The sequence below is a fragment of the Prescottella sp. GW823-FHT02E09 genome, assembly GCF_058797375.1.
The window spans coordinates 128052-139674 of sequence record NZ_JBXAJP010000008.1 but is presented as its reverse complement, the minus strand read 5'-3'; the positions used below and the strand labels follow the sequence as shown (position 1 = coordinate 139674).

Annotated in this window: 12 protein-coding genes; 6 read left to right on the top strand and 6 right to left on the bottom strand. The window is 68.6% G+C overall.

The genetic code is table 11. The features are described 5' to 3' along the window. Positions 1-44: 44 nt before the first annotated feature. From AC1RIF_RS20875 to AC1RIF_RS20860, 4 genes are all read left to right on the top strand, one after another. The gene (locus tag AC1RIF_RS20875; RefSeq protein WP_492603274.1) at positions 45-1256 is read left to right on the top strand and encodes an acyl-CoA dehydrogenase family protein; all 1212 of its coding nucleotides are present in this window, start codon (positions 45-47) and stop codon (positions 1254-1256) included. Beyond that, positions 1253-2062, top strand: coding sequence for an SDR family oxidoreductase (locus AC1RIF_RS20870; protein ID WP_492603273.1), 810 nt, complete (start codon positions 1253-1255; stop codon positions 2060-2062). Before AC1RIF_RS20875 ends, AC1RIF_RS20870 begins: the two co-directional genes overlap by 4 nt. Positions 2063-2203: 141 nt before the next feature. Beyond that, complete coding sequence (locus AC1RIF_RS20865) at positions 2204-2827, top strand: TetR/AcrR family transcriptional regulator (RefSeq protein ID WP_114723695.1); 624 nt, start codon at positions 2204-2206, stop codon at positions 2825-2827. Positions 2828-2846: 19 nt separating this feature from the next. After that, positions 2847-4001, top strand: a complete 1155-nt coding sequence (locus AC1RIF_RS20860) for an acetyl-CoA C-acetyltransferase (protein ID WP_492603272.1) — start codon at positions 2847-2849, stop codon at positions 3999-4001. Here the strand turns inward: AC1RIF_RS20860 and AC1RIF_RS20855 are convergent. From AC1RIF_RS20855 to AC1RIF_RS20840, 4 genes are all read right to left on the bottom strand, one after another. Further along, positions 3998-4984: an IS481 family transposase gene (locus AC1RIF_RS20855; RefSeq protein ID WP_492603271.1), complete on the bottom strand. Its 987-nt coding sequence runs from the start codon at positions 4982-4984 to the stop codon at positions 3998-4000. The genes AC1RIF_RS20860 and AC1RIF_RS20855 overlap by 4 nt on opposite strands. 235 nt (positions 4985-5219) lie before the next feature. Continuing rightward, entirely contained in the window at positions 5220-5930 is a 711-nt protein-coding gene (locus AC1RIF_RS20850) for a class I SAM-dependent methyltransferase (protein WP_492603270.1), read from the bottom strand. Between the two features lie 98 nt (positions 5931-6028). Continuing rightward, positions 6029-7129 carry an alpha/beta fold hydrolase gene (locus tag AC1RIF_RS20845; protein WP_492603269.1) on the bottom strand — a complete coding sequence of 367 codons (1101 nt, stop codon included), beginning with the start codon at positions 7127-7129 and terminating at the stop codon, positions 6029-6031. A 36-nt stretch (positions 7130-7165) separates the two neighbouring features. Next, positions 7166-7741 (bottom strand): TetR/AcrR family transcriptional regulator, encoded by a 576-nt coding sequence (locus AC1RIF_RS20840; protein ID WP_492603268.1) that lies wholly within the window; start codon positions 7739-7741, stop codon positions 7166-7168. 108 nt (positions 7742-7849) lie between these two features. Here AC1RIF_RS20840 and AC1RIF_RS20835 point away from each other — a divergent pair, with 108 nt between their 5' ends. Then, positions 7850-8812, top strand: a complete 963-nt coding sequence (locus AC1RIF_RS20835) for a quinone oxidoreductase family protein (RefSeq protein WP_492603267.1) — start codon at positions 7850-7852, stop codon at positions 8810-8812. Positions 8813-8816: 4 nt separating this feature from the next. Here the strand turns inward: AC1RIF_RS20835 and AC1RIF_RS20830 are convergent, their stop codons facing one another. Together AC1RIF_RS20830 and AC1RIF_RS20825 are read right to left on the bottom strand one after the other, a co-directional pair. After that, the gene (locus AC1RIF_RS20830; protein ID WP_492603266.1) at positions 8817-9737 is read right to left on the bottom strand and encodes a bile acid:sodium symporter family protein; all 921 of its coding nucleotides are present in this window, start codon (positions 9735-9737) and stop codon (positions 8817-8819) included. A 93-nt stretch (positions 9738-9830) separates the two neighbouring features. After that, complete coding sequence (locus tag AC1RIF_RS20825) at positions 9831-11234, bottom strand: cytochrome P450 (protein WP_492603265.1); 1404 nt, start codon at positions 11232-11234, stop codon at positions 9831-9833. A gap of 104 nt (positions 11235-11338) precedes the next feature. Between AC1RIF_RS20825 and AC1RIF_RS20820 the strand changes: the two genes are divergently transcribed. Next, positions 11339-11623 (top strand): DUF2277 domain-containing protein, encoded by a 285-nt coding sequence (locus AC1RIF_RS20820; protein WP_492603264.1) that lies wholly within the window; start codon positions 11339-11341, stop codon positions 11621-11623.

Below are 11623 nucleotides of genomic sequence, written 5' to 3'. Positions count from 1 at the left end.
GAACCTCTATACAAAGCAAGTGCTTGGTAGGGTACCGTATCGCTGTGGACGTTAGCCAGGGTATTGAGACCAGCGAGCAGGCAGCTGCTGACGAGGCCTTTGCGCGGGAAATTCGCGAATGGCTCGAAGAGAACCTCTCCGGGAAGTTTGCCGAGCTGAAGGGCCTGGGCGGGCCGGGACGTGAACACGAGGCGTTCGAGGAACGCCTCGAGTGGGATCGCCACCTGGCCGCCGCCGGTTGGACCTGCCTCGGGTGGCCGAAGGAGTACGGCGGACGCGAGGCGACGCTGAGCCAGCAGATCATCTTCCATCAGGAATACGCGCGGGCCGATGCGCCTGCTCGCGTGAGCCACATCGGTGAGGAACTGCTGGGTCCGACGCTCATCGCGTTCGGCACCGAGGAGCAGAAGCAGCGCTTCCTGCCGGGGATCAAGACGGTCACCGAGCTGTGGTGCCAGGGCTACTCCGAGCCCGGCGCCGGCTCCGACCTCGCGAACGTGTCGACCACCGCGCGCCTCGACGGCGACCAGTGGTCGGTCAACGGCCAGAAGGTCTGGACGTCGCTCGCGCACCTGTCGGACTGGTGTTTCGTCGTCGCGCGCACCGAGCCGGGCTCCTCGCGGCACAAGGGTCTGTCGTACCTGCTGGTTCCCATGAATCAGGAGGGCGTCGAGGTCCGTCCGATCATCCAGCTCACCGGCACCTCCGAGTTCAACGAGGTGTTCTTCGACAATGCCCGCACCGATGCGGACCTCGTCGTCGGCGGCGAGGGCAACGGCTGGGGCGTGGCGATGGGCACGCTCACCTTCGAGCGCGGCGTCTCGACCCTCGGTCAGCAGATCGGCTTCGCCCGTGAGCTCGAGTCCATCGTCGAACTGGCCGAGCGTAACGGCGCCGCTCAGGATCCGGTGATCCGCAACAAGATCTCCCGCGCGTGGATGGGGCTGCAGGTCATGCGCGCCCACGCCTTGCGGACCCTCGCGGCAGTCGATGCGAGCGCCAACGGAGGCGAGGCGTCGGTCGCCAAGCTGCTGTGGGCCAACTGGCACCGCGGCCTCGGCGAACTCGCCATGGAGGTCCAGGGTGCAGCCTCGTTGATCGGTGTCGAGAACACCGAGCCCGGTGAGGAACTCAACGACCTGCAGCGCCTGTGGCTGTTCACCCGCGCCGACACCATCTACGGCGGATCCAACGAGATCCAGCGCAACATCATCGCCGAGCGCGTGCTCGGCCTTCCCCGAGAGGCACGCCCGTGACCGCCACCATCAAGTCTCCGCTCTCCGTCGCCCCCGAGGAGGTTGCGGGACACGACCTGCTCAAGGGCAAGAAGGTCGTCGTCACGGCCGCTGCCGGCACCGGCATCGGCTTCTCGACCGCCCGCCGCGCGCTGCTCGAGGGTGCCGACGTCCTCGTCTCGGACTTCCACGAGCGTCGTCTCGGTGAGACCGTCGAGAAGCTGTCGGCCGAGTTCGGCAGCCGGCAGGTCGAGTCGTTCGTGTGCGACGTCTCGAGCACCGATCAGGTCGACGCACTCATCGCCGGTGCCGCCGAGAAGCTGGGCCGCATCGACGTCCTGGTCAACAACGCCGGCCTGGGCGGCGAGACCACGATCGTCGACATGACCGACGAGCAGTGGGACCGCGTCGTCGACATCACGCTGACCAGCACCTTCCGTGCAACCCGCGCGGCGCTGCGCTACTTCAAGTCGGTCGAGCACGGCGGCGTGCTGGTGAACAACGCGTCGGTCCTGGGCTGGCGTGCGCAGCACTCGCAGTCGCACTACGCGGCCGCCAAGGCCGGTGTCATGGCGCTCACCCGCTGCTCGGCGATCGAGGCCGCCGAGTACGGAGTCCGCATCAATGCCGTCTCCCCGTCCATCGCCAAGCACCCGTTCCTGGCGAAGGTCACCAGCGACGAGCTGCTCGATTCGCTGGCGTCGCGCGAGGCGTACGGCCGCGCCGCCGAGGTGTGGGAGATCGCGTCGGTCATCGCGATGCTCGCGAGCGACTACACCACCTACATGACCGGCGAGATCGTCTCGGTCTCCAGCCAGCGCGCGTAGCCGCCCGCCCATGACGGTGACCGAATGTCATATCGGTTCAGGTCGACTGAACCGATATGACATTCGGTCGTTGTGGGGAACGGTCCACCGGGCGAAACTCGCCGGTACCCTAGCAATCGCTTGGTTGGTAGGATGCGTGGCATGACTCCACCCCGAGACGCCGACGAGTCTTCGAGCAAGTCGGGCCGCCGCGCCGAACTCCTCGACCTCGCCGCGGGACTGTTCGCCGAACGCGGCCTGCGCGCCACCACCGTGCGTGACATCGCCGACGCGGCGGGCATCCTGTCCGGCAGCCTCTACCACCACTTCGACTCCAAGGAGTCCATGGTGGACGAGATTCTGCGCGGATTCCAGGACGACCTGTTCGGGCGCTACCACGAGATCGTCGACGCGGGCATGGGCTCGCGGGAGACCTTCGAGGCCCTCGTGGTCGCGTCGTTCGAGGCGATCGACACCCGGCACAGCGCGGTCGCGATCTACCAGGACGAGGTCAAGCATCTCGCCGCCAACGAACGCTTCGCGTACCTCGCCGAGCGTAGCCAGGAGTTCCGCGACCTGTGGGTCGGGGTGCTCGAGGCCGGTGTCGCCGACGGCAGCTTCCGTCAGGACCTCGACATCGAAATCGTATTCCGATTCATGCGCGACACGGTCTGGGTGGCCGTGCGCTGGTACCGGCCGGGCGGCCCGCTGACCGCCGAAGCCGTCGCCAAGCAGTACCTCTCCATCGTTCTGGACGGGCTTGCCAGCCCCGACTCCCACAAGTAATCCGAATCCAGGAGCTGTTATGCCCGAGGTTTACATCGTCGACGCCATCCGCACCCCGATCGGCAAGAAGAACGGCAGCCTGGCGCCCGTTCACCCGATCGACCTGGGTGCACACGTCATCAAGGCTGTCGTCGAGCGCACCGGTATCGACCCGTCGGACGTGGACGACGTCATCTTCGGCTGCGTCGACGCGATCGGTGGCCAGGCCGGCAATATCGCACGCCTGTCGTGGCTGGCCGCGGGCCTGCCGCAGCACGTGCCCGGCGTGACGGTCGACCGCCAGTGCGGCTCGAGCCAGCAGGCCATCCAGTTCGGCGCGCAGGCGATCCTGGCCGGCACCGCCGATCTGATCGTCGCCGGTGGCGTCCAGAACATGAGCCAGATCCCGATCTCGGCCGCGATGATCGTCGGCGACCAGTACGGCTTCAGTACCCCCACCGCCGAGTCCAAGGGCTGGACCGAGCGTTACGGCAACGAGGAGGTGTCGCAGTTCCGCGGCGCCGAGATGATCGCCGACAAGTGGGACATCAGCCGCGAGGAGCTCGAGAAGTGGGCTCTGCAGAGCCACGAGCGCGCGAAGGCCGCGATCGCCGAGGGGCGCTTCGAGAACGAGATCGTCGCCTTCGACGAGTTCACCACCGACGAGGGCCCGCGTGAGACCAGCCTCGAGAAGATGGCGAGCCTCAACGTGCTGGTCGAGGGGGGACGCCTGACCGCGGCCGTCGCCAGCCAGATCTCCGACGGCGCCAGCGCACTGCTGCTCGCGTCGGAGGAGGCAGTGCAGAAGTACAACCTGAAGCCGCGCGCGCGCATCCACCACATGAGCGCCCGCGGCGACGACCCGATCTTCATGCTGAGCGCGCCGATCCCGGCCACGCAGCACGCGCTGGAGAAGACCGGCCTGACCCTCGACGACATCGACCTCGTCGAGATCAACGAGGCCTTCGCGCCCGTCGTGCTCGCGTGGATCAAGGAACTGGGCGCCGACCCGGCCAAGGTCAACGTCAACGGTGGCGCGATCGCGCTGGGCCACCCGCTGGGCGCCACCGGCACCAAGCTGATGGCGACGCTGCTCAACGAGCTCGAGCGCACGAACGGCCGTTACGGCCTGCTCACCATCTGCGAGGGTGGCGGCACCGCGAACGTCACGATCATCGAGCGCATCCAGGACTAGTTGTACTGCCCAGGGACGTTGGTCAAGCGACTGAAGGGAACGTTCCTGCCGATGGCGGAGTGTTGCCGGTGGTGATTGTAGGTGTGCAACCACGCCGGCAACGCGGCCCGTCGGGCGTGTTCTGACTGGTAGTGCCGGGAGAATGCCCACTCGGCGGCCATGGTGCGGTGGAAGCGTTCGATCTTGCCGTTCGTCTGCGGCCGGTAGGGCCGGGTGTACTTGGGCCTGATACCGAGTTCGGCGCAGGTCTGCTTCCAGAGTCCCGAGCAGCTGCCGTTGTCGGACAGGACCCGCTCGACAGTGACACCACGGTCGCCGAACCAGCCCACCGCACGTTGCAGCACGGCGGCGGCGGTGACAGCGGTTTCGTCATCGTGGATCTCGGCGTAGGCGACGCGGGAATGGTCGTCGATCACGGTGTGCACGAACGCGTGACCGAGCAGCTCGTTGTGGTATTTGTTTCGCTTGGTGCCGGGTGTGGCCTGACGGTTCTTGCGGCCCTGTTTGCGGCCGGCGAACCGCCAGCCGCCACCATCGGGGATGTTGCCGAGCTTCTTCACGTCGACGTGGATCATCGACCCTGGATGGGGATGCTCGTAGCGGCGGATCACCTCGCCGGTGCGGATGTCTATGTGCGAGAGCCGATTCAGCCGGCACCGCACCAACACTGCGTGCACAGTCGAGGCGGGCATGTTCAGCCGGGACCCGATCGCCTGGGGCGAGAGGCGTTTGCGCCAGCGTAGGTCGACGATCTTGCGTTTGGTGGGTTCCGGTGTGCGGTTCGGGCTGCGGTGCGGGCGGCTGGAACGATCACCCATCCCGTCCGGCCCCATCTCCACATAGCGGATGGCCCATCGTTTGGCGGTGGGCCAGGAAACGTTGAAATGCTCGGCTGCCCGCACGATGGGCCAGCCGTCGTCGACGATGCGCTGGGCCAGCAGTAGCCGGCCCTTCGGAGTCAGGGGTGCGTTAGCGTGGACCACGAAGGTCTCCCGTCGGTCGGTGGTTGTCTCAGCAACTTCCACCTCACGACAGGAGACCTTCGCTGTTCAACGACCAACTACAGCGTGTCGTCGCAATCCCTCAACCAACCTGCCTGGGCAGTACAACTAGTCCCGGCCGCTTCCGAAGCCCTCCCGAGCCCTCCCGAGCCCTCCCGAGCCCTCCCGAGCCCTCCCGAGCCCTCCCGATCATCGATCGGGAGGGCACCGGTGTCTGTCAGTCGTGTTTGCGGGCGACACCCGTGATCTGGGTGTTGACCGGGAGGAACGGCGAGCGCAGCCGGTAGGCCTCGATCGTCGTCTCGGCGAATCCGGCGGACTCGATCACTGCCTGCAGGTCCCGCTCGCAGGAGCAGCCTTCGAAGGTCCAACCCCACGGTCGGCGTGCGGCTCGCTGCAGCCGGCGGAGCACGGTGCCGTCCGGAGCGGCGACGTGTTCCAGGAAGGCGTATCGCCCGCCGGGGCGCAGGACGCGGTGCACCTCGGTGAGCACGGAGGCGGGGTCGGCCACGGTGCAGAGCACGAGGCTGGAGATCACCGCGTCCACCGACGCGTCGGGCAGATCGAGCCGCTCGGCACCGCTGGCGTGCAGTTCGAGATCGATTCGAGCGCGGGCGGCTCGTGCGCGCAGACGATCGTGCATGGCCGGGTTCGGCTCGACGGCGATCAGCCGGGTGCCGGCGCGGAGATAGCGCAGGTTGGCGCCCACCCCGGGGCCCAGTTCGACGACGGTGGGCGGAAGGTTGTCGAACAGGGATTGCTTCTGCGGCCGCAGCAGGTGATCCAGGTACCGGTCCAGCGCGGTGAAGAACAGGGCGTTGAACGGCCCGCGGAGAGGGTGGGGCCGGAAGGCGCCTGGTGCGGTCGGCGCGGACTCCTTCGGCTCGAGGGACAACTCGAGGGACAACACGTCGTAGTTGGCGTCCATCGCTGCGCTCCTTTCGAGGTTCGCGGTCAGTCGATGTGACTACGAGCCTCGCGGAGGGGAGCACCGGCGGATAGGCGGGAATCACCCCCGCCGGTACCTCAATCCGGTACCTCGATGTCGGTGGCCGGGCCGGGGGAGACTCGTCGGGCCCACCAGGCGGCGACCTGGGCCCGGGACGTGACGCCGAGGCGGAGACGGATGCGCTCGACGTGCCCCTCGGCGGAGCGCTCCTCGATGCCCAGCCGTCGGCCGATCTGCCGGTTGGTCATGCCCTCGGCGACGAGTGCCGCCACCTGCAGTTGCCGCGGGGTCAACTCGCCCGAGGGCGGGGCCGGCCGCTCCGACGGGGGCGCGGCGGGGCTGTCCCCCAGGAATTCCAGGATCGCCCGGACGACGGCGACGGCATCGCCCACATGCGGGAAATGGCTGCTGCCGGGCAGCGAGACCAGCCGCGCGCCGGGAATCTGCGCGGCCAGCTCCCGGCCCGCGCGGTAGGGGATCGCCCGGTCGCCACGCCGGTGTACCACCAGCGTCGGCGCGGCGACCCGGGCCAGCTGATCGGTCACGTCGATCTCGTAGCACTGTGCGAGCAGGTCGGCGGCGAGTTCGGTTGGTGCGGCTTCCTTCTGCAGTCGGGCGAAGAGGGCCTTGGTATCGGCATTGCCGTCCGGCAGGAAGACGTCGGTCAGCAGTTCCGATCCCAACCCCCAGTGCGCCCGGATCATGCCCAGCATGGCGGTGCGGACCTCCGGCGTGGCGATGTGCGAGCCGTCGGCGTAACCGCCGTACAGGATCAGCCGGTCGACCCGCTGGGGGAACCGTGCCGCGAACGCGACCGACACCGGCGCGCCCAGGGAGATGCCCAGCAGATCGAAGCGCTCCAGTTCCAGGTGATCGGCGAGGGCCCGGAGCATCGCCACGTCGGTGTCCAGCCCCTGCACCCCGGGCCAGGGGTCCGACAGCCCACACCCGGGCCGGTCGTACTGCACCACCGTCCGGACCGCCGACAGCGGCGTGAAGAAGGCTCGGTAGGCCGGGTCCTGCCACAACAGTTCCAGATGGCTGATCCACGCCGCGGGAACCAGGAGCGCCTTCCCCCGCCCTGTGCAGGCGTACGCGATCCGCGCGCCGTCCGGCGTCGTGCAGAAGCGGACCGGGCGGCGCGGCTCGAGTGCGCCCCGCGAGGACGGTTGACCCAATGTGGGCCTCCAGCCTGTGCTGTCTACGTCACACCATCATGCCCGGTCGCCGACGATCGAACGTGCGACGGCTGCGATCGAGTCGACGATCCGCTCGGCGCGGGCACCGCCGGCGGCGAGCGGGCGGGCGGCCCCGGCGATCATCCCGAGCAGCAGCACGGCGGTCCCGTCCGGGTCCATGTCGGGCCGGGCCTCGGAAATCAGCGCGCTCACGTGGTCGTACCAGAACCGATGCAGGTCGTCGGCGCGTTCGTCCTCGCCCGCCGCGTCGTAGGCGGCGATGAGTGCGGGGCGATCGACGATGAGGTGTGCGAAGGCCGCGAGGAACGCGACGAGTCGCTCACCCGCCGGTGCGCCGGGGCCGAGTGGGGTCGGTGCACCGAGGACGGCCTCGCGCAGCGCGTTCGCGTGATCGAACACGACCGCGCGGACCAGTTCGTTGCGATTGCCGAACCGGTGGAACACCGTCGCCTTACCGACACCGGCGGCCGCGGCGATCTGGTCGACGGACACCCGGTCCGGTCCGTGCTCGGCGAACAGACGTTCGGCCGCGGCGAGGATCGCACGCCGGTTCCGGGCGGCGTCGGCGCGTTCCGGTCGCGCGTCGGGCATCGCATCTCCTGGAAGTCGTTGCGTGTGGGTCATCGAATATATCTTGACCGTCGGTCCAGATCGGCGCATGCTCTAACTGAACCGTCGGTCCAGTTGAGGGGAGATGTGATGCGTGGGGTTGTGTGGACGCAGGAGGGTGGGCCGGACGCGCTGGTGGTGCGCGATGTCGACGATGTGCACGCCGCCGGTGGGCATGTCCGGGTGCGCACCGAGGCCAGTCCGGTGTTGTGGATCGAGACGCGGATGCGTGCCGGACTGGTGCCGTCGCCGGATTCGCCGCCGGCGGTGTTCGGCTCCCAGGCCGTGGGGTTGGTCGACGAGGTCGGCGACGGCGTCGATCCGCGACTGATCGGCACCCGGGTCGCGGTGAGTGGTGTGGGAATCGGTGCTCACGCGGAGTGCGTGTGCGTGCCCGCCCCGGGGTGCGTGGCGGTGCCGGAGTCGATCGGCGCGGTGGATGCGGCGGCCGTACTCGCCGGAGCCCCGGTCGCACTCGCGCTGCTGGAACGGGCCGACGATATGCACGATGCCACCGTGCTGGTCGAGGCGGCGGGCAGTGGGATCGGCGCGTATCTGACGCAGCTGCTGCGCGGACGAGTGGGCCGGCTGGTCGCAACCGCGGGAAGCGATGAAAGTCGAACCCGGGCAGCATCCTTCGGTGCCGATGTCGTGCTCGACCACGCCGCCCTGGACGTGCCGGGCGCGCTCGAGGCGGCCGCCGGCGGCACGATCGATGCGGCGTTCGACTCGATCGGGGGATCGACCGCGCGGCGCGTGCTCGATGCTCTCACACCACTGAAGGGACGGCTGCTGTCGTACGGGATGCTCTCCGGGGCCGCGCCCCGCATCGCGGCGGCGGATCTCTACGCCGGTGGGCACACCGTCACCGCCTGCGCCGGGTCGGCTTGGCTCGACCGCGTCGCCGCGCTTCGCTCGACCGCTCTCGATCGCGTCGCCGACGGCACCCTCCGGCCTGTCATCGACTCGACGATCCCGTTCGACGCGGTGGTCACGGCACACCGCCGGATCGACGAGCGAGCCACCAGCGGAACGATCGTGCTCGTGCCGTGAGCGGTCAGCCGCTCTCGGAGGCCCTCTCTGTTCGATCCTGGACCGGGACGGCATCCGTAGCTTCGGGCGCCGCGCCCCGGCTGATCATCCACCCGACAGCGGCCGCCAGCGGGAACATCACGACGCCGTAGACGGCGGCGGGGATCGCGATGTCGACGCTGTCGAGGACGCTGATCGAGATCGCGATCGCCAGGGTGCTGTTGTGGACGCCGATCTCCATCGAGCACGCGATGGACTGGCGCTGTCCGGCACCGAGAAGTTTCGGAATCCAATATCCGACAGCGAGACTCGCCACACAGAACAGGGTCGTGATGGCGCCGACATCGGCGAGGTAGCTGCCCACGTTCTCGCGTTCGGCGGCGATGGTGCCGACGATGACGAGGACCAGCACGACCGCCGACGCGATTCGCACAGGCTTGTCCATACGGTGTGCGAAGTCCACCCACCGCGCGCGGACGAACATGCCGATCGCGACGGGGATCAGCACGATCGCGAACACCTGCAGGATCTTGCCGAACTGCAGACCCATCGACGTTCCGGAGTCGTCGGGATCGAAGTAGCCGAGAGCGAAATTGGTGACGATGGGGAGCGTGATCACCGCGATCACCGAATTGACCGCGGTCAGCGTGATGTTGAGGGCGACGTCGCCGCGGTAGAGGTGGCTGAAGAGGTTGGCGGTGGTGCCGCCGGGGGACGCGGCGAGGACCATCATGCCGACCGCGAGCAGTGGCGGCAGATCGAACAACAGCACCAGGCCGAACGCGATCGCGGGCAGGATCAGCAACTGGCAGGCGAGCGCGATCGAGACGACGCGGGGATGTCGTGCGACACGGGCGAAGTCGGCCGTTGTCAAGGACAGACCGAGACCGAACATGATGATCGCGAGCGCGGCCGGTAGTGCCACGGTGGCCAGGGGAGAGTCCATGTCGTTCGCCGTTCTCGTGTGCGGGTGTGACGCGCACGGTAGTGGTAACGACGCCGGCGGGTGGGCGGAATGCCCGAATGGATGCTGGCGGAATCAGTCTCGACGCTGCCGCAGCGACAGCGTGAAGTCCACCGGCATCAGCGTCAGCCGCTCCTGGATGCGCAACTGGTAGTCGGGGTCGGCGGAGAAGTCGTAGCGGCGCAGGATCGTGCCCAAGACGAGGACCGCCTCGTGGATGGCGAACTGACGTCCGATGCAGGCGCGTTCGCCGGTGCCGAACGGCTTGTAGATGTGCGGCGCCCGGCCCCGCACATGCTCGGGGGCGAAGCGATCGGGATCGAAGCGTTCCGGATCGGCTCCCCATGCCGAGTCGCGGTGCAGCGACGGGATCAGCACCAGCACCCAGTCGCCGGCCCGCATCGGATACCGGCCGCCGAGCACGGTGTCCTCCCTTGCCTCGCGCGCATATGCGGGCGCCGTCGGCCACAGTCGCAGTGTCTCGTCCAGCACGCGCCGCACGTAGCGCAGCTTCGCCACCTTCTCGAACGGCGGCGTCTCGTCGCCCCACACCGCGTCCACCTCGGCGCGGGCCTTCGCCAGGACGTCGGGGTTGCGTGCCAGGTAGTACAGCGCGAACGACAGAGCACCCGAGGTGGTTTCGTGCCCGGCGACGAGGAACGTCACCACCTGGTTGCGGATGTTGACGTCGTCGAGGCGATTCGGGTCGTCCTCGCGGGCCGCGCGGAGCATGATCTCGAGCAGGTCCTCCGGGCCGGTCTCGACGGCGTCGCGGCGGCTACGGATCACCTCGTCCACCACGTCCGCCAGGTACGCGGTGTCCGCGGTGTTCTGTCGATCGGACCTGCGGTAGAGGACCTTCCCGAGGACAGGCACGGCCCGGAACGTGCGGCGCTGTGCGTGTGTCAGGGCGCGGACCATGGCCTCCACGAACGGGTGCGGCTGCTCGCGGCGGAACGAATCGAACGAATAGCTGAAGCCCGTCCGTCCGATCGTCTCGAGCGTCAGCTTCGTCATGTCCGACGACACGTCCACCGGTGCGCCGCCGACGCGGCCGTCCCAGTGCCCGGTGAGCTCGTCGGCCACCTGCACCATGATGTCGTGGTACGACCGCATCGCGGATTGCGTGAACGCCGGCCGCAGCAGGTTGTGTGCCCTGCCCCAGTTGGGTTCCTCGTTGTAGGCGGTGAACAGGCCGTCGCCACCGATGCCGCGCAGCTCCGCGATCCCGGGGGCGACGTTCTTCGCGAAGCGCGACTCGTCGGACAGTTCCGCGACCATGTCGGCGCCCGAGACGAACACGAACCGGTGCCCGAGCGCGTTGCGCTCGAAGATCGGCCCCAGCTGCCGGCCGATCCGCATCGAGTCCTGTACCGGGGTGTGCAGCGAGACGCCCAGGACGTCACCGAGCAGGGGAAGGCGCCGGGGCGGATGCGGGATGGCCGTCGTCACGGCTTCCAGGTTCTCTCCGACGCGCATCCCGCCCCCCGTTCGACCGTCCGATGTCTGATACCGAAAGTACGCGGTAACCGGGCCGGGGAACAGCCTTTCGCGCGGCCGGACGCGGGATTACCGTTCGAGGCATGTGCCGAAACATCACTGAGCTACGCGGGCTCGAACCGGCCGCCACTCCCGAGGAGATCGAGGCCGCCGCCCGACAGTACGTCCGGAAGGTCAGCGGCATCCACAAGCTGTCCGACGCCAACCGTGCCGCCTTCGAGCGCGCCGTCGAGGAGGTCACCGCGACCACGGCGGAACTGCTCGCGGCACTGCCGCCGCGCAAGCAGCCGCCGCCGACGGTGCCGCCCCTGCGCCGGCCCGAGGTGCGGGCGCGGATAGCCGCGAAGGGCGCGGCGGCGAGTTCCTGA